We start from the raw sequence: 22,080 nt of genomic DNA on the forward strand, positions 1-22,080 counted from the left end.
GGTCGCGATGGAGGTCCTTGTCGTGGACCCGAGCCCGGGACATCAACCGGGTCAGCCAGAATTCTGCATCGCCTGCCGGCCCGGACGGCAGGTCGTGCGGCACGATCGATGACCTGTTAGGCTGCTGCGCCGGATGGTGCGAGCGCTGATACGCCAGCGCAAGCCTTGTGCATTGCTCGGCCGACAACGCCTTATCCGTATCTAGAACACAGCACTCAGCATTGGAGACGTTCGAATGACCACTGATGTCATGAAGATGATGAAAGACAACGAAGTGACCTTCGTGGATCTGCGCTTCACCGATACCCGCGGCAAGGAGCAGCACGTCTCCATGCCGACGAGCATGATCGACGAGGATGCCTTCAAGGAAGGCAAGATGTTCGACGGCTCCTCGATCGCGGGCTGGAAGGGCATCGAGGCCTCGGACATGGTGCTGATGCCCGACCCCACGACCGCGGTGATGGATCCTTTCTCCGAGGAGAGCACCCTCATCATCCGTTGTGACATCCTCGAGCCCGACACCATGATCGGCTACGAGCGTGATCCGCGTTCGGTGGCCAAGCGCGCCGAGGCCTATCTGAAGTCCACCGGCATCGCCGACACCGCCTTCTTCGGTCCCGAGCCCGAGTTCTTCGTGCTCGACGACGTGCGCTGGGGCGCGGACATGAGCGGCGCCTTCTACAAGATCGACTCCGAGGAGGCCGGCTGGAACTCCGAGCGGGTGTTCGGCGACGGCAACATGGGTCACCGTCCAAAGGTCAAGGGCGGCTACTTCCCGGTGCCCCCGGTCGACTCGCTCAACGATCTGCGTGCGGCCATGTGTCTGACCCTCGAGGAGATGGGCGTCGGCGTCGAGGTGCACCACCACGAGGTCGCCACCGCCGGCCAGTGTGAGATCGGCACCAAGTTCGACACCCTGGTCAAGCGTGCCGACGCCAACCAGATCCTCAAGTACGTGGTGCACAACGTCGCCCACGCCTACGGCAAGACCGCGACCTTCATGCCCAAGCCGCTGGTCGGCGACAACGGCAGCGGCATGCACGTGCACCAGTCGCTCGCCAAGGACGGTCAGAACCTGTTCGCCGGCGACAAGTACGGCGGCCTGTCCGACATGGCCCTCTACTACATCGGCGGCATCATCAAGCACGCGCGTGCGCTCAACGCCCTGACCAACGCCTCGACCAACTCCTACAAGCGTCTGGTCCCGGGCTTCGAGGCGCCGGTGATGCTCGCCTACTCGGCGCGCAACCGCTCGGCCTCGATCCGCATCCCGCACTGCGCCAGCCCCAAGGGTCGTCGCATCGAGGTGCGCTTCCCCGATCCCACCGGCAACCCCTACCTCGCCTTCTCGGCGATGATGCTCGCCGGTCTCGACGGCATCATGAACAAGATCCACCCCGGCGATGCCATGGACAAGGATCTCTACGACCTGCCGCGTGAAGAGGCCAAGGCCATCCCGACCGTCGCCTCCTCGCTGGAGATGGCGCTCGACAACCTCGACCGTGACCGTGAGTTCCTCACCGTCGGCGGCGTGTTCACCGATGACCTGATCGACAGCTACATCAACCTCAAGATGGACGAGGTCACCCGCATGCGGATGACGACCCACCCGGTCGAGTTCGACATGTACTACAGCCTCTGATCGGCTGTCGCGACCGCGCGGGTCCCGCGCGGTCGCAACCTCGGCGCAGGGATGCGCCACCGACGTCCAGGCGTCCCCGCTTGAGCCCCCTCCGACGCTGGACTATGCTTCGGCCATGATCCGGCCGGCACTGCTCCTCCCGCTGTTGCTGCTCCCCTGCCTCATCGTCCAGGCCGGCGTCTATCGCTGGGTCGATGCCGACGGGCGGGTGCACTTCTCCGATCGACCCGCCGACGCCACCGCCGAGCGACTCGATCTCCATGTCGACGCCCCGGTCTCGCGCGGCGCCGACAGCCCCGTCGATCCGCCCCCTGCCAGCGCCCCCTTCCCCGGGCCCTATGCGCGCTTCGAGATCCTCTCCCCTGTCGAGGCGGAGGTGCTGATGCGCGGCGAGGGTCGCTTCGCCGTCGAACTCGGACTCGAACCCGCGCTGCAACCGGGGCATCGCTTGGCGATGGTGCTCGATGGACTCGAGACGGTGATCGAGGCCGGCGCCACCCGCTTTGCCCTCGATGGTGTGGCCTTCGGTCCCCACCGCCTCGGCGCGTTGATCCGCGACGAGCAGGGTGTGCTGATCGCCCGCGCCCCGACACTTCGCTTCGAGCTGCGTCGCGACGCGCCCCCCGGCGAGCTCTGAGCACTCCTCCTGGCCGCACTGGCCTGTCTCTTGCTAGTCTTTTCTTCGACGACAGGATGCCCTGTCTCGTCCTCCGGTCTCGGATGACCTCACTCAGTCGCGCAGATGGACCATGACAGCTCAAACCACCGGTAAGCGCTCGCTGGAGCGGACGATCCTCGATCACGTCAACATGGCGGTGCTGCTGTTCGATCGAGGGCTGCGGCTCGAATACCTCAACCCGGCGGCCGAGATCCTCTTCGAGGCCAGCGCCCGACACATGATCGGTCAGGCTGCCGCCGACCTGCTGCCCTGTCCCGATGGCCAGGTCGAGGCCCGGCTGGCGGCGGCGCTGCGTTCGCGCCACCCCTTCACCGAACGTGAGATCAACGTCACCGTGGCCGACGGGCGCACCAAGACGGTGAACTGTACCGTGCTGCCCCTGCACCATTTTGGTGCGGACGAGGGGGTGCTGGTCGAGCTCTATCAGGTCGATCGTCAGCTGCGCATCACCCGCGAGGAGCACCTGCTCACCCAGCACCGGGCCACCCAGGCGCTGATCCGCGGCCTCGCCCACGAGATCAAGAATCCGCTCGGCGGGTTGCGCGGCGCGGCCCAGCTGCTCGAGCAGGAACTGCCCGACCCCGCGTTGTGCGAATACACCCGGATCATCATCGACGAGGCCGACCGCCTGCAGTCGCTGGTCGATCGCATGCTGGGGCCCAACCGCATGCCCCAGCGCGAGACGCTCAACATCCACGACGTGCTTGAGCACGTGCGCGGGCTGATCCTCGCCGAGTTCCCGCGCGGCCCCGAGGTGGTGCGCGACTACGACCCCAGCATCCCCGACCTGATGGGCGACGGTGACCGGCTGATCCAGGCCTTCCTCAACCTCGCGCGCAACGCCGCGGCCGCCACCGGCGCGGACGGACGCGTCGAGCTGCGCACCCGGGTGCTGCGTCAGTTCACCATCGGCAGTCGTCGCTATCGGCTGGTGTTGCAGACCCAGGTTCGGGACGATGGCCAAGGGATCCCCGAGGACATCCGCGACAAGATCTTCTTCCCGATGGTCTCGGGCAAGCAGGGTGGCACCGGACTGGGGCTGCCCATCGCACAGGAACTCATCAACCAGCACGGCGGGCTGATCGAATGCGAGAGCCGGCCGGGCGAGACGGTGTTCTTCGTCTATCTGCCGCTGGAGTCGGAGCATGCATAGGAACCTGCAACCACCCCATTCGCCAACCTCGTCGGCGTCGCCGTGCCCACGCCGCCCGAGGCATGCCGTCGGCATGCCGGGAGCGCGATGATGCCGCACAGTCTCGAGCGCGGGAATCGCGAGCCCCGGGTCTGGGTGATCGACGACGATCGGTCGATCCGCTGGGTACTGGAACGGGCGTTGCGCAAGGCGCAGATGCACGTCACCTGTTTCTCCAACGGGGTCGGGGTGATGGAGGCGCTGGAGCGCGAGCAGCCCGACGTCATCCTCTCCGACATCCGCATGCCGGGGATCGACGGGCTCGATCTGCTCGAACAGGTCTCGGCCCGCTACCCCGGGCTGCCGGTGATCATCATGACCGCGCACTCGGACCTCGACAGCGCCGTCTCCGCCTTCCACGGCGGCGCCTTCGAGTACCTGCCCAAGCCCTTCGATCTCGACGAGGCGGTGGCGCAGGTCAGCCGCGCCTGCCGGCGTGGTCGCGAGGAGCGTCAGGAGGAGGTGGCGCGTCCGACCGGACCCGACATCATCGGCGAGGCGCCGGCGATGCAGGAGGTGTTCCGCGCCGTCGGGCGGCTGGCGCGCTCCAACATCACCGTGTTGATCAATGGTGAGTCGGGCACCGGCAAGGAGCTGGTGGCCCAGGCGCTGCATCGTCACAGCCCGCGCAGCGAACGTCCGTTCATCGCCCTCAACATGGCGGCGATCCCGCGCGACCTGCTCGAGTCCGAGCTGTTCGGTCACGAGCGCGGTTCCTTCACCGGTGCCCAGGCGCGCCGCGAGGGGCGTTTCGAGCAGGCCGACGGCGGTACCCTGTTCCTCGACGAGATCGGTGACATGCCCGCCGAGCTGCAGACCCGGCTGCTGCGGGTGCTCGCCGACGGCGAGTTCTATCGTGTCGGCGGGGTCGCGCCGATCAAGGTCGACGTGCGCATCATCGCCGCCACCCACCAGGACCTCGAGTCGCTGGTGCGCGAGGGACGCTTTCGCGAGGACCTGTTCCACCGACTCAACGTCATCCGTATCCATCTGCCGGCGCTGCGCGATCGCCGCGAGGACATCCCGCTGCTGATGCGCCACTTCCTCGCGCAGGCGGCGCGCGAGTTGAGCTGCGAGCCCAAGGTGCTGATGCAGGGGGCGATCGAGCGGCTCGAGCGACTCGACTGGCCGGGTAACGTGCGTCAGCTCGAGAACACCGCGCGCTGGCTCACGGTGATGGCCTCGGGCAAGCAGATTCATGCCGAGGACCTGCCCGAGGATCTCAGCGCCTCGCTGACCCAGGAGCAGCCCGAGACATCCTGGGAGACGGTGTTGCGGCGCTGGGCGCGGCAGCGGTTGCAGCAGGGCGAGCGCGGTCTGCTCGACGAGGCGCTGCCGGTCTTCGAGCAGACTCTCATCCAGTGCGCCCTCGAACAGACCGGCGGGCGGCGCCAGGAAGCGGCGCGGCTGCTCGGCTGGGGGCGCAACACCCTGACCCGCAAGATCAAGGAGCTCGGGCTCGAGAGCGAGTCCGAGACCGGGGTGGACTGAGCGCCGGGCTTGGCTTGGGCGGCGGCTGCCGCGACACTAGGTCGACGAGGCCCGGACGTCGTGGACCGGGCATGGCGATGGAGTGAGTCGAGTGGACAGCATCAGTATCGATCTCAAGGGCTCGACGGTCGATGCCGTCGAGCAGCGCGGCGGGCAGCTGCGGATCCATTTCTCGCGCGCCTATCAGCTCAAGACCATGACCGGCTCGCGCGAGCGGACACGCTGGTGGCAGGCCGGAACCCTGGTGTTCGACGGGGCCGACGAGACCGTCCTGCCCCCTCCGGGTGAGCTGTGCTGCAGCGGTGGCGAGCTCGAGGACAACCTCTATGTCTATCGCGACATGATCCCGGTGCCCTTCGAGAGCCGGGGACGGGTGGGGTGCAGTCTGGAGTTCGAGGGGCTGGAGGCGCCGCTGGTGGTGCGGGGCGAGGCGGTGCGGCTGGAGCTGGAGGCGGTGCCTCGATATATCGAGCACCTGCGCCCGGAGACGGGGTGACTGCGGCGGCCCCGGCAGCTGCCGGGGCCTGTCGGGTCAGAGTCGCGAGGACCCGACGAGTTCGTGGGCGATGTCGACGACACGGTTGGCCATCGTCATGTACTCGTCACGGTAATTGGCCAGCAGGCCCTCCTGGGACCCCCAGTAGTCCTTACCCGAGACGCCGTTTTCGTGTTCGTAGTCGATGAACTGCTGCTGCATCTCGACCATCTTCTCGATCAGCGCTTGCTTCTCTGCTTTCAGCGCGGCGATGTCACTCATGGACCTGTCCCCCACTATGGCGTGAGCCGTCTGCGACGGCGAATTTAGCAAATGCCGAAGTCTTAATATATCATGCGTCCGCGCGCCGGGGACAACCGTTAAACCCTGGTGCGCGGGCGGATATCTCGCCGTCCGCAAAGGATTTTCCTCCGCCCTCCGCTGCTTCCTGACGAGTCCCGCCCGCGATGTTCGATATCATCCTCTACGAGCCCGAGATCCCGCCCAACACCGGCAATGCGATCCGTCTGAGCGCCAACGCCGGGGCCCGGCTGCACCTGATCGAGCCGCTCGGCTTCGTGCTCGAGGACAGCAAGCTGCGTCGCGCCGGGCTCGATTATCACGAATGGGCGGAGGTTCGCGTACACGCCTCGCTCGAGAGCTGTCTCGGGCAGCTCGCCCCGCGGCGGCTGTTCGCGCTCACCAGTCATGGCCAGGTGCCCTATACCGAGCCCGACTACCAGCCCGGCGATGCGCTGCTGTTCGGTCCGGAGACCCGGGGGCTGCCGCGCGCGCGCATCGAGGCGCTGCCCGAGTCGCAACGGCTCTATATCCCGATGTGTCCGGGCAATCGCAGTCTCAATCTCTCCAACGCGGTCGCGGTGGTGGTCTTCGAGGCCTGGCGCCAGCAGGGGTTTGCCGGTGCCGCGCCACGCTGAGGGCGGGCGCCCGGACCGCGTGCGGTCCGGGCGTGGGGGTCAGTGGAACTCGGGCTTGGGTTCGCGCTCGAGCAATGCCTGGGTCGCCTGTGCCGGCGAGACCCCGGCGTGGAGCACCAGATAGACCTGTTCGCTGATCGGCATCTCGATGCCGAGACGCTGGGCCAGGCCGTGGATCGCCTTGGCGGTGATCACGCCCTCGACCTCCTGGCCGATGCGCGCGCGTGCCGCCTCGATGCTCTCACCCCGGGCCAGCGCCAGCCCCATGCGGCGGTTGCGTGACTGGTCGTCGGTGCAGGTGAGCACCAGGTCACCCATCCCGGCCAGCCCCATGAAGGTCTCGGGGCGGCCGCCGAGTGCCTGACCGAGCCGGATCAGCTCGGCCAGACCGCGGGTGATCAGCGCCGCACGGGTGTTGGCGCCGAAACCGAGACCGTCGGCGATGCCGGTGGCGATCGCCAGCACGTTCTTCGCCGCGCCGCAGATCTCCACCCCGACCATGTCGCTGCTGGTATAGGCGCGGAAGCGCCCGCCGTGGAGCAGGCCGGCGACGTGTTGGGCGAAGGGCTCGCGTTCGGCGGCGACGGTGACCGCCGTCGGCAGGCCGTCGCCGACCTCGCGGGCGAAGCTCGGCCCGGAGACCACCGCCAGCGGGCGCTCGCCGAGCTCCTCCTGGGCGACCTGATGGAGCAGCTGGTTGCTGCCCGGGTCCAGCCCCTTGGTCGCCCAGGCCACGCCGAAGCCCTTGGAGAGGTGTGCGGCGAGCTGACGGGCGACGGTGCGGAAGGCATGGCTCGGCACCACCACCAGACAGTCGCTGGCGTCGGCCAGGGCCTCGGCGAGCGAGGCGGTGGGGATCAGCCCTTCGGGCAGCGCCACGCCGGGGAGGAACTGGCGATTCTCGCGGTCGCGCTGGAGTGCCGCGATCTGTTCCGGCTCATGACTCCAGAGCCGTACCTGATGGCCGTTGGCCACCAGCTGCAGCGCCAGCGCCGTGCCCCAGGAGCCGGCGCCGATGACTGCGATCCGGGCGCTGGGGGTGGTGCTCAATGCTGGACCGCCTCGGCCGGCTCGGTGCCGCCCTGCTGGGCCTCCTGCTGGGCGCGCTGCTGCTGGTGCTGGGCGAAGAGCATGTCGAAGTTAACGTGCTGCAGCACCAGTTGCGGGAAGCTGCCCTTGACCACCAGGTCGGAGACCACCTCTCGGGCATAGGGGAAGAGCAGGCTCGGGCAATAGGCGCCGAGCATCGGGCCGAGCTCCTGTTCGGGGAAACCGGCGATGTTGAAGATGCCGGCCTGCTGCACCTCGACGATGAAGGCGGTTTTGTCGCCGACCTTGACCGTCACCGTGACCTCGAGCACCACCTCGTAGTGGTCCTTGTCGAGATCGTTGATCCTGGTGTTGAGGTTGAGGGTGTGCTTCGGGGTCCAGTCGCCGCGGAAGAGTTCGGGCGCGTTGGGGGACTCGAAGGAAACATCCTTGATATAGACGCGCTGGACGGAGAATTGACGCTCGGGGGTCTGCTGTTGCTTGTCGGCCATGCCGCGATTCCTGTGTCTGGTGGTGCCCCCGACGTCCTTGACTGGCGTCGGGCGGCGGGAACGGATCGGGCCCGGCCCCGGCGCGCCGGGACGGGGCGAGGGTGCCCGCGCTCGCGCGGGCCGATCAGGCCCGCCGCGCGGCGGGGCTCAGCGCTTCTTCTTGCCGCCGCGGGCCAGCGGCAGGCTCGCCGCCTCCCAGCCCATGATGCCGCCGCGGAGGTTGTAGACCTCCTCGAAGCCCTCCTTGCGCAGCTGGGCGCAGGCCATCTGCGACTGCGAGCCGGAGCGGCAGTTGACGATGATCGGCTTGCCCTTGTGCTTGGCGACGGTGGCGAGCTGATTCTTGAAGCCGTTCATGGGGATGTTGATGGCGTTGAGGATGTGACCCTTGGCAAAGTCGGCCGCCGGGCGCACGTCGATCACCACCGCATCCTGGCGGTTGATCATCTCGGTGGCCGCGAGCGGTTCGACGCTGCCCTTGCTGCCGACGATCAGGTTGTGGATGAGCAACCCGAGGATGACGACGAGCGCCAGGAACAGGAGCCAATGGTTGCCCACGAACTGGACGAGCTGGTCTAGCGACATCGCGATGCAGTCTCACATGAATGTTGGAGCGCCGCCCGCGTGCCGCCCGTCACCGCTGCTGATCGGGGTGCGGCGGCGAGATCGCGCGAACCGGCGCTGGTGCAAAGGGGGTTCAGAGTATAAGGAGCCGCGGCGGTGGGCGACACCCCGGAGGTGTCAGCGCACGTGCTGACAGAAGACCTCGCGCATCATCCCGATCAGCTGCAGGGTGCGACCGTCGCTGACACGGTAGTAGACACGGTTGGCGTCCTTGCGCGAGGCCAGGATACCCTTGTCGCGCAGGATCGCCAGATGCTGGGAGATATTGCTCTGCGAGGTGCCGACATGGTCGACGATCTCCTGCACGCTGACCTCCTGCTCGCCGAGCGTGCACAGGATCTTCAGTCGCAGCGGATGCGACATCGCCTTGAGCGAACGCGAGGCGCGTTCGATATCCGCGTCGTCGGCGAACAGGTCGAGTGGCTCGGAGCCGGCGGCGTTGAGGATCGGGGGAGGAGACTGGCTCAGCTTGCTCACCATCGTGATCGTGTCTAATCAATGTTTCACCATATGATGATAAACGCTTTGCCCGTCAAGCGCGATGCGGCGCGCTGTGAGCCGAATCCGCCCGGATCGATCGCGGATGCCGGGGCTGGGGCGGCGACCGCGCACGCCGCGGCGGAGAGCGCATCATCGAGCAGACATTGACCGGGGGTGGGTGAGTTGAACGCGGCGTCCTGTGTCCCTCGTGCCTGGCCGTGGCTGTGTCTCTGCACGCTGCTGGCGGTCGCGGCGCCGACGGCCGGCTCCGAGCCCGCGCTCGAGACGCGCCAGCGCGACCTCGTCGAGCTCGAGCGCGAGGTCGAGCGCCTCGGCACCGCGCTGGCCGATCAGCAGCGCACCCGTGGCGAGCTGATCGCCGCGCTCGAGGGGCACGAGCGTGAGATCGCCCGACTTGCGCTGGCCGAGCGCGAGATCGCGCAGCAGGAGGCCCGTCAGCGCGTCCGTGCCGAGGCGCTCGCGCAGCGTCGCCTCACCGCACGCGCCGCGCTCGACGGCCAGCTCGGCGAACTGGCCGAGCTGGTGCGTACCGCCCACGTGGTCGGACGCGCCGACCGGTTGCGGCTGCTGCTCAATCAGGAGGACCCGGTTCGCGCCGGGCGGGTGCTGTCCTACTTCGCCTATCTCAATCGCGACCGGGTGCAGCGCATCGATCGGGTACGCGGCGAGATCGAGCGTCTCGCCGCGCTCGCCGCCGCCGCCGCCGAGCAGGCCGCGTTGCTGGCCGAGCTCGGCGCCGAGCGTGGCGCGACGCGCGCCCGGCTGGAGGCCGCCCAGGACGAGCGCGAAACGGTCCTTGCCGCGCTCGAGACGGCGATCGCCGCGCGTCGTGACGACCTCGCCGCGCGCCGCGCCGATGCCGAGACGCTGCGTCGGTTGATCGAGCACCTGCGTCAGCGCGCCGCCATCCAGGCCGAGCTCGAGATCCGTCGCGATCCCTTCGCCGCGCGCAAGGGGCGGCTGACCTGGCCGCTCATCGAGGGCCGGGTGCTGGCCGGCTTCGGCAGCCGCAAGGCCGACTCCCAACTGCGTTGGGACGGCGTGCTGCTCGCCGCCGAGGCCGGCGAGGAGGTGCATGCGGTCTACGACGGCCGGGTGGTCTACGCCGACTGGCTGCGCGGCTTCGGCCTGCTGCTGGTGCTCGAGCACGGCGACGGTTTCATGAGCCTCTATGGCCACAACCAGGCGCTGACCAAGGAGGTCGGCGAGTGGGTCGGCGCCGGCGAGGTGATCGCACTCAGTGGCAACAGTGGCGGCCAGCCGCGCCCGGCGCTCTATTTCGCCATCCGCCACGACGGCAAGCCACAGGATCCGACCCAGTGGTGCAGTCGTCCCGGCGCGCGCGCTGCGCTCGGTCACCCACCGGTCGCCGGGAACATGTCGCCGCGCGCGTCGTCCAAGGCGCCGTTGCCCGGGGCGGCGCTGTCGGCGCGTGCGGAAACATGCGATCCTTACGCCATCAGGGATGTCCGCGGTGCGCCGGTCGGCCGCCGCGTCGCCGAATCCATCATCGATCGAGAGATCCCCGCGTCATGATGATCATGCCTCGTCCGCTCGCCCTGGCCCTGGGGCTGTTGCTCGCCGTCGGTCCGTCGGCGTATGCCGCCGAACCCGCCGGTGATGAGATCGCCGCCGCTGACATCGCCTCCGAGGCGCTGCCGCTCGATGAGCTGCGCACCTTCGCCGAGGTCTTCGGTCGCATCAAGACCGACTATGTCGAGTCGGTCGCCGACGGCGAGCTGCTCGAGAGCGCCATCCGCGGCATGCTCGCCGGACTCGATCCGCACTCGGCCTATCTCGACGCCGAGGAGTACCGCGACCTGCGTGTCGGTACCAGCGGCGAGTTCGGCGGACTCGGCATCGAGGTCGGCATGGAGAACGGCTTCGTCAAGGTGATCGCGCCGATCGACGACACCCCGGCACAGCGCGCCGGGCTGCGCGCCGGCGACCTGATCGTGCGCATCGACCACAAGCCGGTGAAGGGGATGAGCCTCAACGATGCCGTCGAGCTGATGCGCGGCGAGCCAGGCACCGAGGTGGTGCTGATGCTGATGCGCGAGGGCGAGGAGGCGCCGCTGGAGCTGACCCTGGAGCGCGCCGTCATCCAGGTCGAGAGCGTCAGGAGCCGGGTGCTCGAGCCCGGCTACGGCTATGTCCGCATCGCCCACTTCCAGTCGCGCACCGCCGAGGACATGACCGCGGCGATCGAGACGCTGAAGGCGGGCGAGACCCCGCTCGCGGGGCTGGTGCTCGACCTGCGCAACAACCCCGGCGGGGTGCTCAACAGCGCCGTCGGGGTGAGCGACGCCTTCCTCACCGGCGGGCTGATCGTCTATACCCAGGGGCGCGATCCGAGCAGCCGGCTCGACTTCAAGGCCGGTCCCGACGACGTGCTCGACGGCGCCCCGCTGGTGGTGCTGGTCAACGGTGGCAGCGCCTCGGCCTCGGAGATCGTCGCCGGCGCGCTGCAGGATCAGCGCCGCGCCATCGTCATGGGTGCCCAGACCTTCGGCAAGGGGTCGGTGCAGACCATCGTCCCGGTCGACGACGAGACCGCGCTCAAGCTCACCACGGCGCGCTACTACACCCCCTCCGGACGCTCGATCCAGGCCCAGGGGATCAGCCCCGACATCCTGCTCGAGCGCGGCGAGTTCCGCCCCCTCGCCGGCGCCTCGGTGGAGCCGCTCAAGGAGGCCGATCTGGTGCGTCATCTCGACGATCCGGACGGGGACGGGACGGTTCCGGTCGAGGCGGACGAGCCCGCCGAGGCCGCGACCACCGAGTCGCTCGACGCCGACGCCGAGCCGACGCCGTTGCGCGCCCGCGACGACTACCAGTTGCTCGAGGCGCTCAACGTGCTCAAGGGTGTCAACATCCTCGGGCGGTCACGCGCCGATTGAGTGCGCCCCTGGCCGCCGATCCATCCATCACTGCAAGTTAAGGAGTGTCAAGCCATGCCCAGGGTACTCGTCCCGCTCGCCGAAGGTCTCGAGGAGCTCGAGGCGGTGACCATCATCGATCTGCTGCGTCGCGGTGAGGTCGAGGTGGTGACGGCCGCGCTCGGTGCCCGTGAGGTCACCGCCAGTCACGGTACCGTGCTGGTGGCCGACACCTCCCTCGACGCGGTCGCCGATGAGCAGTTCGACATGGTGGTGCTGCCCGGCGGCCTGCCCGGCGCCGATCATCTCGATCAGGACCCGCGGGTGCGCGCCCTGCTCCAGCGCCATCACGCCGCCGGCGCCTATACCGCCGCGATCTGCGCCGCGCCCAAGGCGCTGGCCAACCTCGGGCTGCTCGACGAGCGTCGCGCCACCCACTATCCGGGCGCGCTCAATGCCGCCGACTTCCCGCGGGCCGAACTGGTCGACGCCCCGGTGGTGATCGACGGCAAGGTGGTCACCGGCCGTGGCCCCGGCACCGCGATGGACTTCGCCCTGGAGCTGCTCGAACTGCTGCAGGGCAGCGAGTGTCGCGCCCGGGTCGAGACGGGGCTGACACGCGCCGCCTGACCCCTTCCCGATGCAACCGCGCCCGGCCCGCGCCGGGCGCCGACCTCGAACCATTCCGAGATGATCCCACAGACCCCGATCCTGGCCGTGGCGGTGCTCGCCGCCCTGCTCCTGAGCGCGCTCGCCACGCGCTGGCTGTCTGCGCGCGCCGGCACCCGGTTCGGTGCGCTCGACGTCCCCAACGCCCGCTCGCTGCACAGTGCGCCGGTGCCCCGCACCGGCGGTCTGGCGGTGCTGCTGGGGCTGGCGCTGCCGCTGCTCGCGCTCGCCGTGCTGGGGCTGGCGCCGGGCGTGCTCGGCTGGATCGCACTGGCGCTGGCGCCGGTGGCGGCGGTCGCCTTCGTCGACGACCTCGGCGAGGTCGCGCCGCGCTGGCGGCTGCTCGCCCAGGTGCTCGGCGCGCTGGTGCTGATCGCCGTCGGGTTGCGCTGGGGCGTGGTCGAGCTGCCCGGGGTGGCGTGGGCGCTGCCGCTGGTCGCGAGTCTGCCGCTGACCCTGCTGGCGGTGGTGTGGATGACCAATCTCTACAACTTCATGGACGGCATGGACGGGCTGGCGGCGAGCATGACCCTGTTCGGTTTCGGTGCCCTGGCGCTGCTCGGCTGGAGCGGCGGCGAGCCGGGCTATGCCGCCGTCGCCGGTTGCGTGGCCGCTGCCGGTGCCGGCTTCCTCAGCGGCAATTTCCCACCGGCGCGGATCTTCCTCGGTGACGTCGGCTCGGCCTCGCTGGGGCTGCTGGCGGCGGCCCTGGCGCTGTGGGGCGCGCAGCTCGGGTTGTTCCCGCTGTGGGTGGCGCTGCTCGCCTTCTCGCCCTTCGTGGTCGATGCCACCTGGACCCTGCTCGTACGGCTCGCGCGCGGCGAGCGGGTGTGGCAGGCGCATCGCTCGCACCACTACCAGCGCCTGGTGCTCGCCGGCTGGTCGCACCGCCGCACCCTGCTGCGTGCCCAGCTGCTGATGGCCGCCGCCAGCGCCTGCGCGGTCGCCGCGCCGGGGCTGGTGGCGCGCGATCAGTGGCTGGTGATCGGTGCCTGGTGCGCGATCTATCTGCTGGTGCACCTCAAGGTCGGGCTGGTCGAGCGCGCCGCCGCGGGGTCGCGCGCATGAACCCGGTGATCGACCGGCTGCGCTCGCGCACCGCCGCCTTCGCCCACGATCTCGTCACCATCCCCGCGGCCTGGCTGCTGGCCTACTGGCTGCGCTTCAACCTCGGCGAGATCCCCCCCGAGTTCCTCGCCGGGGCGCTGCAGGCGCTGCCCTGGGTGATGCTGGTGCAGGGCAGCGTCTATTGGGCCTTCGGGCTCTATCGCGGGGTGTGGCGCTTCGCCTCGCTGCCGGACCTGATCCGTATCCTCAAGGCGGTGGTGGTCGGCTCGCTGCTGGTGATCGCGGTGCTCTTCATCGTCAACCGCTCGCTGGCGCTGCCGCGCTCGGTGCCGGTGATCTATCTCGGCCTGCAGCTGGCGCTGCTGACCGGGCCGCGCCTGCTCTATCGCTGGCTCAAGGATCGCAAGCTCGACCTCTCCGGCGGTCAGCGGGTGCTGATCGTCGGTGCCGGGCGCGCCGGCGAGATGCTGGTGCGCGATATGCTGCGCGACCCGCGCCGCGCCTATGTCCCGATCGGCTTCCTCGACGACAAGCTGCGCCGTCAGGGCAGCGAGGTCCACGGCGTGCCGGTGCTGGGGTCGACCACGGCGCTGCCGGCGCTGGCCGCGCGTCACGACGTCGAGCTGGTGCTGCTGGCGGTGCCGAGCGCCGGGGCGCGACAGATGCGCCGTCTGGTGGCGCTGTGCGAGCGCGCCGGGGTGGCCTTCCGCACCGTGCCCGAGCTGGCCAGCCTGATGCGCGGCGAGGTCAGCATCGGCCAGCTGCGCCCGGTGTCGATCGAGGACCTGCTCGGGCGCGACCCGGTGCGGCTCGATTGGTCGGGGATCTGTGCCGGGCTCTCGGGACGGGCGATCCTGATCACCGGCGCCGGCGGTTCGATCGGCTCGGAGCTGGTGCGCCAGCTCGCCGGCGCCGCCCCCGAGCGACTGATCCTGGTCGACAGCTGCGAGTACAACCTCTATCGCATCGAGCTGGAGCTGCGCGAGCGCCACCCCGGGCTCGCCTTCTCGCGCCACCTGCTCGACGTCACCGACGCCACCGCGATCGATGCCCTGTTCGCCGCCGAGCGCCCGGCGATCGTCTTCCACGCCGCCGCCTACAAGCACGTGCCGATGCTCGAGGATCAGGTCGGGGTGGCGGTGCGCAACAACGTCGGCGGCACCCGGGTGGTGGCCGAGGCGGCGGTCGCCCACGCCTGCGAGCGCTTCGTGCTGATCTCCACCGACAAGGCGGTGCACCCGGCCAACGTGATGGGTGCGACCAAGCGGCTGGCCGAGGCGCTGTGCCAGCGCCTCGATCGCGCCGAGGGCTGCCGCTTCATCACCGTGCGCTTCGGCAACGTGCTCGGCTCGGCCGGGAGCGTGGTGCCGCTGTTCCGTCGTCAGCTCGAACGCGGCGGTCCGCTCACCGTCACCCATCCCGAGATCGAGCGCTTCTTCATGACCATCCCCGAGGCCTGCCAGCTGATCATGCAGGCGGCGGCGATCGGCGAGGGCGGCGAGATCTTCGTTCTCGACATGGGCGAGCCGATCCGCATCGCCTATCTCGCCGAACAGATGATCCGGCTCGCCGGGCGCGAGCCCGGGGTCGACGTGGCCATCGAGTATGTCGGCCTGCGCCCCGGCGAGAAGCTCTACGAGGAGCTGTTCTACGACGGCGAGGACCTGGTCGAGACCGCGCACCCGAAGATCCGCGCCGCGCGCGGCGCCGGGGTCGCGCTCGATCCAGATCGCCTCGAGGCGCTGTGCCGCAGCGCGGTCGATGGCGACGAGCGCGCCGCCCGCGCGCTGCTGCAGGGGCTGTTGCCCGAGTGGCAGAGCCCGGTGATCGCGCCGGAGGGCGCCTGCGCATGTCCGCCGCCCCCGAGCTGAGCGCGGCCGAGTCCGCGGCGCTGACGCGTCTGGCGCGCGCCGGCCGGCTCACCGAGAGCGATCTGGCGCGCGCCCGGCGCCTCGCCGAGGAGGGCGGCGAGGCACTGCTGCCGATGCTGTTGCGGCTCGGGTTGGTGGCCGAGCGCGCGCTCGCCGAGGCGCTGGCTGCCGAGCTCGGGCTCGAACTGGTCGAGCCCGAGCGCTTTCCGGGTGCGCCGGTGGCCGAGGAGCGCTTCACCCCGCGTTTTCTCAAGGACGCCCGGGTGTTGCCGCTGGCCGAGCGCGACGGCGTGCTGGAGGTCGCACTCGCCAACCCCGCCGATCCCTTCGTCGTCCAGGCGGTGCGACTCGCCGCCGCCGGCCCGGTGCGTCTGGCGGTGGCGCTGCCGAGCGTGCTCGAACAGAGCTTCGAGCGGCTCTACGAGGCCGCGCCCGAGCCCGCGGCGGAGGAGCCGAGCGGCGAGATCGACGCCACCGACATCGAGCAGCTCAAGGACCTCGCCAGCGAGGCCCCGGTGATCCGCATGGTCAACCAGCTGCTGCAGCGCGCCGTCGAGGCGCGCGCCTCGGACATCCATCTCGAGCCCTTCGCCGACACCCTGCGGGTGCGCTATCGCGTCGACGGCGTGTTGCAGGAGGTCGAGGCGCCGCCGGTGCGCTCGAGCGCGGCGGTGATCTCGCGGGTCAAGATCATGGCGCGGCTCAACATCGCCGAGCGCCGCCTGCCGCAGGACGGGCGCATCCCGCTGCGGGTGCAGGGGCGCGAGCTCGATCTGCGCGTCTCCACGGTGCCGACCCTGTTCGGCGAGAGTCTGGTGATCCGGCTGCTCGACAAGGATCGGGTGCGCTTCGACCTCGATGCCCTCGGCTTCGACGGTGCGCTGCGCGCGCGGCTCGATCGGGTGCTCGAACACCCCTACGGCATCCTCCTGGTCACCGGGCCGACCGGCTCGGGCAAGAGCACCACCCTCTACACCCTGCTCGCGCGGCTCAACACCGAGTCGCGCAAGATCATCACCGTCGAGGACCCGGTCGAGTATCAGCTCGCCGGGATCAACCAGATCCCGGTGCGCCCGGCCATCGGCATGACCTTCGCCAGCGCGCTGCGGGCGATCGTGCGCCAGGACCCGGACGTCATCATGGTCGGTGAGATGCGCGACCTGGAGACGGCGCGCATCGCGGTGCAGTCGGCGCTGACCGGACACCTGGTGCTCTCCACCCTGCACACCAACGATGCCGCAAGCGGTGCCACCCGGCTGCTCGAGATGGGGGTCGAGGACTATCTGCTGACCTCCACCGTCAACGGCATCCTCGCGCAGCGGCTGGTACGGCGGCTCTGCCCCCACTGTCGCGCGCGCTATCGCGCCGACGCCGAGCTGGCCGCGCGACTCGGCCTCGCCACGGACGCGCTCGAACTCCACCGCGCCGTCGGCTGCGACGCCTGTCGCGGCACCGGCTATCACGGCCGGCTGGTGATCGGCGAGCTGCTGATCCTCTCCGAGGCGGTCCGTGCCGCCGTGCTCGATCATGCCGGGGCCGCCGAGATCCGCCGCATCGCCCGTGCCGAGGGCATGGTGACCATGTTCGAGGACGGGGTGACGAAGGCGCGCGCCGGGCTGACCAGCATCGAGGAGGTGCTGCGGGTGGCCGAGGACTGAGACCATGGCGCGCTTCCAGTTCCGCGCAGTCAGGCTCGACGGCGAGACGCTCGACGGCGAGCGCGAGGCGCCGGATCTGGCGGCGCTGCGCGCGCAGCTGCAGCACGAGGGCCTGCTGGTGCTGGAGCTGCGCCCGGCCGGCGGGCTGCGGGCGCGGTTGCGCGCGCGCGCGCGTCGTCGGCTCGGGCGCGCCGAGGTCACCGCGCTGACCCGTCAGCTCGCCACCCTGCTGGAGTCGGGCATGGCCCTCGATCGTGCGCTGCAGATCCTCATCGAGCTGGCCGCCGCGGGGCCGACCACCCGGGTGCTCGGCGACCTGCAGCAGCGGGTGCGCGGTGGCGCGAGCTTCTCGGCGGCACTCGCCGAGCAGGACGGTCAGTTCTCCAGGCTCTATGTCAGCATGGTGCGCGCGGGCGAGGCCGGCGGCGCGCTCGATCGCGTGCTGGGGAGTCTGGCCGATTATCTCGAACGCATCGCCGAGCTGCGCCAGACGGTGATCTCGGCGCTGGTCTATCCGGCGATCCTGGTCACGGTGGCGGGGCTGACGGTGGCCCTGCTGCTGATCTTCGTCGTCCCCCAGTTCGCCGGCCTGTTCGCCGACATGGGCGCGACCCTGCCGCGCTCGACCCGCATCCTCATCGGTCTCGGCGAGCTGCTGCGCGACCACTGGTGGGTGCTGCTCTGTCTGCCCGCGCCGATCGCCCTGGCGCTCGAACGCTGGCTGGAGGACCCGGCGCGCCGCGTCCGGATCGATCGCCGCCTGCTCGGGCTGCCGCTGGCCGGTGCGCTGTTGTGGCGGCTGGAGACGGCGCGGCTCTGTCACACCCTCGCCACCCTGCTCGGCAACGGTCTGCCGCTGGCCGGCGCGCTCGATCTGGCCCGCGAGGTGGTGACCAACCGCGCGCTCGCCGAACGGCTCGAGGCCGCCGGCGACGAGCTGCGTCGCGGGCGTGGTCTGGCCGGCCCGCTGGCGCGCCACCAGGCGCTGCCGCCGCTGGCGCTGCAGATGGTCCGGGTCGGCGAGGAGTCGGGCGGACTGGAGCCGGTGCTGGCGAAGGTCGCGACGATCTACGATCGCGAGACCCGCGCTGCGGTGCAGCGCCTGCTCGCGTTGCTCGAACCGGCGCTGATCCTCGGCCTCGGGGTGGTGGTCGCCGGGATCATCCTCTCGATCCTCGGCGCCATCCTCGGTGCCAACGCCCTGGTGGTTTGAGGCCGGCGCGGGCGTTTGCCCGTGCTTTCCTCGGCCCTCTAGAATGGCCTCCCCTTCACTCGCGTATCGGCATTGCCATGGATTCTCAGCGTTCGCGTATGTACGGCTTCACCCTGGTCGAGCTGCTGGTGGTGCTCGCCATCCTCGGACTGCTCGCCGGGGTGGTCGGTCCCCAGGTGATGAAGTTCCTCGACAGCTCCAAGAGCAAGACCGCCAAGCTGCAGGTCGACAGCCTCGCCGCCACCCTCGATCTCTACCGGCTCGAGGTCGGGCGCTATCCGAGCACCAGCGAGGGGCTCGAGGCGCTGGTGCGCAATACCGCCGACCTCGACACCTGGAACGGCCCCTATCTGACCAAGGGCGAGGTGCCCACCGACCCCTGGGGCAACCCCTATCATTACCGTTTCCCCGGCGAGCACGGCGGTTTCGACCTGTGGACCTTCGGCGCCGACAACCGCGAGGGCGGCGAGGGCGAGAGCGCCGACCTCCACAGCTGGGACTGAGCGCGTGCGCGCCGCTCGCGCGCCCGGGTTCACCCTGGTCGAGCTGCTGGTGGTGCTGGCGATCCTCGGGCTGGTGCTCGCCGCGCTCCCCGGCGCCTTCAGCGCCGCGCTCCCCGGGGTCGAGGCCAAGGCCGCGGCGCGGCGCACGGTGGCCGCGCTGCGCCTGACGCGCGAGCGGGCGATCCGCGAGGCCCGCGCCGAGGCGCTGCTGGTGCGCCCCGCCGCGCACCGTCTGGAGCCGCCGGGTGCGGCGCCGGTGCAGCTGCCGCGGCGTCTGGCGCTGCATCTGGAGACGGCCCGCGGCGAGCTGGTCGGTGCGCGCGCCGGGGCCATCCGTTTCTTCCCCGACGGCAGTTCGAGCGGCGGGCGCATCGTGCTGAGCGCCGAGGGGCGCGGCTATCAGGTCGGGGTGCACTGGCTCACCGGGCGGGTGTACATGGCCCCCTGGAGCGCGCCATGAGCCGGGCGCGCGAGCGCGGCTTCTCGCTGCTCGAGGCGGTGGTCGCCTTCGCCATCCTCGCCCTTGCCCTCGGGGTGCTGCTGGAGATCTTCTCGCGCGCCTCGCTCGCCAGTCAGCGCGCGACCATGCTGGCACGCGCCTCGGCGCTCGCCGAGTCGCGCCTGGCGCTGGTCGACGGCGGTGCCGTCGACCTCGTCCCCGGGGTGATCGAGGGCGGCGAGGCGGCGGGGATGCGCTGGAGCCTGGCGATGATCCCGCTGGCGCGCGCCGGGCTCGCCGCCGGCGATCCCCAGCCCTACCGGGTCGAGGCGCGGGTGCGCTGGGTCGAGGCCGGGCGCGAGCGTCGGCTGGTGCTGCCCACCCAGCGTCTCGGCGCGCCGCTGCCATGAGCCCGCGCCGCCGCGCGCGCGGCTTCACCCTGCTCGAACTGCTGGTGGCGCTGGCGCTGCTCGGGCTGATCGCGACCCTGGTGTTCGCCGGTCTGCGCCTCGGTGCGCGCACCTGGGAGGCGGTCGATGCCCGCGCCGAGGCGCTCGCCGAGCTGCGCGCGGTGCATGGTTTCGTCGGTCGCGCGCTGCGTCAGGGGCGGGCGCTGGCGCTGACCCGCGAGGACGGCGTGCACCCGGTGTTCGCCGGTGACAGCGAGCGTCTGGAGTGGGTTGCGCCCTTGTCGACCCATGTCGGCCTGCCCGGTCTGCATCTGCTGCGTCTGACCCGCGAGCGGGGTCCGCGCGGCGAGGTGCTGATGCTCACCCACTGGCTGTTCCATCCCGAGGTGCTCGCCGGCGCGTCCGGTACGCCGCCCTGGGTGGCGCTGGCCGATGAGCCGCCAGCGCCCGGTGCGCCGGGCGAGGAACTGGACCTGGGCGACGGCGCCTTTGGCCGGACCCTGCTGCTGGCGGGGCCGATGCGCTTCGAGCTGGCCTATTACGGCACCCGCGAGGGCGAGCCGGGCCCGGCCTGGCATCGCGACTGGCTGGGTCAGCCGCGCCCGCCGCGGTTGGTGCGGATGCGGTTGCGCACCGCGGCGCTCGACTGGCCCGAGCTGGTGGTGGCGCTCGCCGATGAGGCGGCGCGATGAGTGCGTCGCGTCAGCGCGGGGTGGCGCTGCTGCTGGTGCTCTGGGTGCTGGCGCTATTGACGGTGATGGCCGCCGGGCTGACCGCCACCGGGCGCAGCGAGTTGGCGCTGGTCGACAACGCGCTCGCCGCCGCGCGCTTCCGCGCCGCCGCCGATGCCGCGCTCGCCGAGGTGGCGCTACGCCTGACGCTGCCGCCGGGGCGGCTTGGCGAGCCGCTGTGGCGGGTCGACGCCACGCCCCATCCCTGGACCTTCGGCGGCGAGCGGCTGGAGGTCCGCATCCAGGACCTCGGCGGGCTGATCGATCTCAACCGCGCCGACCCGCAGCGGCTCATCGACCTGTTGCGGGTCCTCGGGGTCGAACCGGGGCGAGCCGGACGGCTGGCGGCGGAGATCGTCGACTGGCGCGATGGCGATGCATTGACCCGCGCGGGGGGCGCCGAAGACGCCGATTACCGCGCCCTCGGTCGCGCCTTCGGGGCCCGCGATGGTGAGCTGCCGCTGGTCGACGAGCTGGCGCTGCTGCCGGGGATGACGCCCGAGCTGGTCGCGGCGCTGGCGCCGCTGACGCGGGTGACGGGTGACGCTGGCGGGATCGCGCGCGCCTTCGCCCCGGCGGCGGTGCTCGCCGCACTCGACGGTCTCGGGCTGGAGCAGGCGCAAGCACTGCGCGCGGCGCGCGAGATCGATCCCAGGCTGCGCGGTGGGCCGCGCTATCGCGTCGAGGTGCGCGCCCGCGACGGTGGCTGGCGGTTGCTGGCGCTGCTCGAACTCGGTGCCGACCCGGGGCGCCCCTATCGCGTGCGCTGGCGCCGTCTCGTCTATCCCGGCGCCTGATCCGGGCGGTTCAGACGCCGGGCTCGGCGAGCAGCCGCTCCAGGGCGGGGAGGTCGGCGCCGCGCCAGGGGCGGTCGTCGACCGGGTCGAGCGGCGGCTGGCGCCGCGCCCGTGGCGGCAGCACGATCAGCTCGAAGGGCTGGTCGCCGGCGACGAAGCTGAAGGCGGGGTGGGCATTGCGGGCACCGCCGGGATAGCGCAGGGTGCGCTCGCCCTCGTCCCAGGGAATGCCCTGGTCGTGGAGACGGAAGAGCACGTCCTCGGGGCGCTCGGCATAGAGCAGCAACTCGACCCCGAGGCTGGGGTCGCCGACGCCCTGCAGCGCCGCGCCGACCAGTCGCGGCGAGAAGTCGGCGAGGTTGCGCATCGCCCCGGCGGCGGCCTCGCGCATCCGCCGCAACTGCGCGGCGTCGTCGTCGCGGAACAGCCGGCGCTGGGTCAGCAGCGCCTCCTGCACGGTCTCGTTGTCCGGCCAGTGCCGACGGTCGCGGATGCCGGTGCGGGTGGCGGCCTTGCGTCTGGCCCGGTCGAAGTCGGACAGGCCCTGTTCGATCATGATGCGCGCGGCCTCGTAGGCCATTCGCGCACGCAGGGCGTCGGTGCGCGCTCGTGCGGTCATCGCTGAACCCCTCCGCTCGTTCGCCGGTCCCGCCGGGGCGGGTCTGTGGACGACCATCGCGGGCGTCGTCACGCCCGTATCGGCACCGACACTAGCATGGCCGACGGCGGCGGCGGAAGGGTGTTCCGGCAAGGGCACCG

24 protein-coding genes are annotated in these 22,080 nt (G+C 70.7%); 18 read left to right on the top strand and 6 right to left on the bottom strand.

Annotation, left to right across the window (positions count from 1 at the left end; translation table 11 throughout):
* Positions 1–235: 235 nt before the first annotated feature.
* The 5 genes from glnA to EDC29_RS01590 all read left to right on the top strand — a co-directional run bounded on the left by glnA (position 236) and on the right by EDC29_RS01590 (position 5,500).
* Positions 236–1,642 carry a glutamate--ammonia ligase gene (gene glnA, locus EDC29_RS01570; protein ID WP_062272656.1) on the top strand — a complete coding sequence of 469 codons (1,407 nt, stop codon included), beginning with the start codon at positions 236–238 and terminating at the stop codon, positions 1,640–1,642.
* Between the two features lie 115 nt (positions 1,643–1,757).
* Positions 1,758–2,279, top strand: a complete 522-nt coding sequence (locus EDC29_RS01575; protein WP_132228279.1) for a DUF4124 domain-containing protein — start codon at positions 1,758–1,760, stop codon at positions 2,277–2,279.
* A gap of 112 nt (positions 2,280–2,391) precedes the next feature.
* Positions 2,392–3,474 (top strand): nitrogen regulation protein NR(II), encoded by a 1,083-nt coding sequence (gene glnL / locus EDC29_RS01580; RefSeq protein ID WP_123139072.1) that lies wholly within the window; start codon positions 2,392–2,394, stop codon positions 3,472–3,474.
* 90 nt (positions 3,475–3,564) lie between these two features.
* Entirely contained in the window at positions 3,565–5,004 is a 1,440-nt protein-coding gene (gene ntrC, locus EDC29_RS01585; RefSeq protein WP_123139330.1) for a nitrogen regulation protein NR(I), read from the top strand.
* Positions 5,005–5,095: 91 nt separating this feature from the next.
* On the top strand, positions 5,096–5,500 hold the full coding sequence (locus tag EDC29_RS01590) for a hypothetical protein (protein ID WP_132228281.1): 405 nt from the start codon (positions 5,096–5,098) through the stop codon (positions 5,498–5,500).
* Between the two features lie 36 nt (positions 5,501–5,536).
* Here the strand turns inward: EDC29_RS01590 and EDC29_RS01595 are convergent, their stop codons facing one another.
* Positions 5,537–5,761: a hypothetical protein gene (locus EDC29_RS01595; protein WP_062272772.1), complete on the bottom strand. Its 225-nt coding sequence runs from the start codon at positions 5,759–5,761 to the stop codon at positions 5,537–5,539.
* A 185-nt stretch (positions 5,762–5,946) separates the two neighbouring features.
* On the opposite strand from EDC29_RS01595, the gene EDC29_RS01600 reads away from it, so the two are divergent.
* A complete protein-coding gene (locus EDC29_RS01600) occupies positions 5,947–6,417 on the top strand; it encodes a tRNA (cytidine(34)-2'-O)-methyltransferase (protein ID WP_123142803.1) in 471 nt (156 codons plus the stop codon).
* Positions 6,418–6,456: 39 nt separating this feature from the next.
* Here the strand turns inward: EDC29_RS01600 and EDC29_RS01605 are convergent, their stop codons facing one another.
* The 4 genes from EDC29_RS01605 to EDC29_RS01620 all read right to left on the bottom strand — a co-directional run bounded on the left by EDC29_RS01605 (position 6,457) and on the right by EDC29_RS01620 (position 9,062).
* A complete protein-coding gene (locus tag EDC29_RS01605; RefSeq protein WP_123139069.1) occupies positions 6,457–7,467 on the bottom strand; it encodes an NAD(P)H-dependent glycerol-3-phosphate dehydrogenase in 1,011 nt (336 codons plus the stop codon).
* Positions 7,464–7,958 carry a protein-export chaperone SecB gene (gene secB / locus EDC29_RS01610; RefSeq protein ID WP_123139068.1) on the bottom strand — a complete coding sequence of 165 codons (495 nt, stop codon included), beginning with the start codon at positions 7,956–7,958 and terminating at the stop codon, positions 7,464–7,466. Before secB ends, EDC29_RS01605 begins: the two co-directional genes overlap by 4 nt.
* A 147-nt stretch (positions 7,959–8,105) precedes the next feature.
* Positions 8,106–8,543 (bottom strand): rhodanese-like domain-containing protein, encoded by a 438-nt coding sequence (locus EDC29_RS01615; protein WP_062272671.1) that lies wholly within the window; start codon positions 8,541–8,543, stop codon positions 8,106–8,108.
* A 156-nt stretch (positions 8,544–8,699) separates the two neighbouring features.
* Positions 8,700–9,062, bottom strand: coding sequence for an ArsR/SmtB family transcription factor (locus tag EDC29_RS01620; protein ID WP_123139067.1), 363 nt, complete (start codon positions 9,060–9,062; stop codon positions 8,700–8,702).
* Positions 9,063–9,245: 183 nt separating this feature from the next.
* Between EDC29_RS01620 and EDC29_RS01625 the strand changes: the two genes are divergently transcribed.
* From EDC29_RS01625 to EDC29_RS01680, 12 genes are all read left to right on the top strand, one after another.
* Positions 9,246–10,619 carry a murein hydrolase activator EnvC family protein gene (locus EDC29_RS01625; protein ID WP_242465899.1) on the top strand — a complete coding sequence of 458 codons (1,374 nt, stop codon included), beginning with the start codon at positions 9,246–9,248 and terminating at the stop codon, positions 10,617–10,619.
* On the top strand, positions 10,616–11,983 hold the full coding sequence (locus EDC29_RS01630) for a S41 family peptidase (RefSeq protein ID WP_132228283.1): 1,368 nt from the start codon (positions 10,616–10,618) through the stop codon (positions 11,981–11,983). The genes EDC29_RS01625 and EDC29_RS01630 overlap by 4 nt, the downstream gene beginning before the upstream one ends.
* Before the next feature lie 54 nt (positions 11,984–12,037).
* Positions 12,038–12,592: a DJ-1 family glyoxalase III gene (locus EDC29_RS01635; protein WP_123139065.1), complete on the top strand. Its 555-nt coding sequence runs from the start codon at positions 12,038–12,040 to the stop codon at positions 12,590–12,592.
* 60 nt (positions 12,593–12,652) lie between these two features.
* Positions 12,653–13,699: an MraY family glycosyltransferase gene (locus EDC29_RS01640; RefSeq protein WP_132228285.1), complete on the top strand. Its 1,047-nt coding sequence runs from the start codon at positions 12,653–12,655 to the stop codon at positions 13,697–13,699.
* Positions 13,696–15,570, top strand: coding sequence for a polysaccharide biosynthesis protein (locus EDC29_RS01645; protein ID WP_132228287.1), 1,875 nt, complete (start codon positions 13,696–13,698; stop codon positions 15,568–15,570). Before EDC29_RS01640 ends, EDC29_RS01645 begins: the two co-directional genes overlap by 4 nt.
* Complete coding sequence (gspE, locus tag EDC29_RS01650; RefSeq protein ID WP_132228289.1) at positions 15,549–17,228, top strand: type II secretion system ATPase GspE; 1,680 nt, start codon at positions 15,549–15,551, stop codon at positions 17,226–17,228. Before EDC29_RS01645 ends, gspE begins: the two co-directional genes overlap by 22 nt.
* 4 nt (positions 17,229–17,232) lie before the next feature.
* Positions 17,233–18,441 carry a type II secretion system F family protein gene (locus EDC29_RS01655; protein WP_132228291.1) on the top strand — a complete coding sequence of 403 codons (1,209 nt, stop codon included), beginning with the start codon at positions 17,233–17,235 and terminating at the stop codon, positions 18,439–18,441.
* Positions 18,442–18,518: 77 nt separating this feature from the next.
* Positions 18,519–18,944 carry a type II secretion system major pseudopilin GspG gene (gspG, locus tag EDC29_RS01660; RefSeq protein ID WP_123139060.1) on the top strand — a complete coding sequence of 142 codons (426 nt, stop codon included), beginning with the start codon at positions 18,519–18,521 and terminating at the stop codon, positions 18,942–18,944.
* Between the two features lie 4 nt (positions 18,945–18,948).
* Positions 18,949–19,404 (top strand): GspH/FimT family pseudopilin, encoded by a 456-nt coding sequence (locus EDC29_RS01665; RefSeq protein ID WP_132228293.1) that lies wholly within the window; start codon positions 18,949–18,951, stop codon positions 19,402–19,404.
* Positions 19,401–19,793, top strand: a complete 393-nt coding sequence (locus EDC29_RS01670) for a type IV pilus modification PilV family protein (RefSeq protein WP_123142795.1) — start codon at positions 19,401–19,403, stop codon at positions 19,791–19,793. The genes EDC29_RS01665 and EDC29_RS01670 overlap by 4 nt, the downstream gene beginning before the upstream one ends.
* Positions 19,790–20,485, top strand: coding sequence for a prepilin-type N-terminal cleavage/methylation domain-containing protein (locus EDC29_RS01675; protein ID WP_132228295.1), 696 nt, complete (start codon positions 19,790–19,792; stop codon positions 20,483–20,485). Before EDC29_RS01670 ends, EDC29_RS01675 begins: the two co-directional genes overlap by 4 nt.
* Positions 20,482–21,321, top strand: coding sequence for a type II secretion system minor pseudopilin (locus EDC29_RS01680; protein ID WP_132228297.1), 840 nt, complete (start codon positions 20,482–20,484; stop codon positions 21,319–21,321). Before EDC29_RS01675 ends, EDC29_RS01680 begins: the two co-directional genes overlap by 4 nt.
* A gap of 10 nt (positions 21,322–21,331) precedes the next feature.
* On the opposite strand, the gene EDC29_RS01685 is transcribed toward EDC29_RS01680, so the two are convergent.
* Positions 21,332–21,940: a hypothetical protein gene (locus EDC29_RS01685; protein WP_123139055.1), complete on the bottom strand. Its 609-nt coding sequence runs from the start codon at positions 21,938–21,940 to the stop codon at positions 21,332–21,334.
* Positions 21,941–22,080 lie beyond the last annotated feature (140 nt).

This window comes from Marichromatium gracile, assembly GCF_004343155.1.
GTDB classification, from domain to species: Bacteria; Pseudomonadota; Gammaproteobacteria; order Chromatiales; family Chromatiaceae; genus Marichromatium; species Marichromatium gracile.

Bases quoted from the DNA above. Each gene is read 5' to 3' on its own strand.
- glnA (WP_062272656.1), top strand. From the start codon at position 236: ATGACCACTGATGTCATGAAGATGATGAAAGACAACGAAGTGACCTTC.
- EDC29_RS01575 (WP_132228279.1), top strand. From the start codon at position 1,758: ATGATCCGGCCGGCACTGCTCCTCCCGCTGTTGCTGCTCCCCTGCCTC.
- glnL (WP_123139072.1), top strand. From the start codon at position 2,392: ATGACAGCTCAAACCACCGGTAAGCGCTCGCTGGAGCGGACGATCCTC.
- ntrC (WP_123139330.1), top strand. From the start codon at position 3,565: ATGCCGCACAGTCTCGAGCGCGGGAATCGCGAGCCCCGGGTCTGGGTG.
- EDC29_RS01595 (WP_062272772.1), bottom strand. From the start codon at position 5,761: ATGAGTGACATCGCCGCGCTGAAAGCAGAGAAGCAAGCGCTGATCGAG.
- EDC29_RS01600 (WP_123142803.1), top strand. From the start codon at position 5,947: ATGTTCGATATCATCCTCTACGAGCCCGAGATCCCGCCCAACACCGGC.
- secB (WP_123139068.1), bottom strand. From the start codon at position 7,958: ATGGCCGACAAGCAACAGCAGACCCCCGAGCGTCAATTCTCCGTCCAG.
- EDC29_RS01615 (WP_062272671.1), bottom strand. From the start codon at position 8,543: ATGTCGCTAGACCAGCTCGTCCAGTTCGTGGGCAACCATTGGCTCCTG.
- EDC29_RS01620 (WP_123139067.1), bottom strand. From the start codon at position 9,062: ATGGTGAGCAAGCTGAGCCAGTCTCCTCCCCCGATCCTCAACGCCGCC.
- EDC29_RS01630 (WP_132228283.1), top strand. From the start codon at position 10,616: ATGATGATCATGCCTCGTCCGCTCGCCCTGGCCCTGGGGCTGTTGCTC.
- EDC29_RS01635 (WP_123139065.1), top strand. From the start codon at position 12,038: ATGCCCAGGGTACTCGTCCCGCTCGCCGAAGGTCTCGAGGAGCTCGAG.
- EDC29_RS01640 (WP_132228285.1), top strand. From the start codon at position 12,653: ATGATCCCACAGACCCCGATCCTGGCCGTGGCGGTGCTCGCCGCCCTG.
- EDC29_RS01645 (WP_132228287.1), top strand. From the start codon at position 13,696: ATGAACCCGGTGATCGACCGGCTGCGCTCGCGCACCGCCGCCTTCGCC.
- gspE (WP_132228289.1), top strand. From the start codon at position 15,549: ATGTCCGCCGCCCCCGAGCTGAGCGCGGCCGAGTCCGCGGCGCTGACG.
- EDC29_RS01655 (WP_132228291.1), top strand. From the start codon at position 17,233: ATGGCGCGCTTCCAGTTCCGCGCAGTCAGGCTCGACGGCGAGACGCTC.
- gspG (WP_123139060.1), top strand. From the start codon at position 18,519: ATGGATTCTCAGCGTTCGCGTATGTACGGCTTCACCCTGGTCGAGCTG.
- EDC29_RS01670 (WP_123142795.1), top strand. From the start codon at position 19,401: ATGAGCCGGGCGCGCGAGCGCGGCTTCTCGCTGCTCGAGGCGGTGGTC.
- EDC29_RS01675 (WP_132228295.1), top strand. From the start codon at position 19,790: ATGAGCCCGCGCCGCCGCGCGCGCGGCTTCACCCTGCTCGAACTGCTG.
- EDC29_RS01680 (WP_132228297.1), top strand. From the start codon at position 20,482: ATGAGTGCGTCGCGTCAGCGCGGGGTGGCGCTGCTGCTGGTGCTCTGG.
- EDC29_RS01685 (WP_123139055.1), bottom strand. From the start codon at position 21,940: ATGACCGCACGAGCGCGCACCGACGCCCTGCGTGCGCGAATGGCCTAC.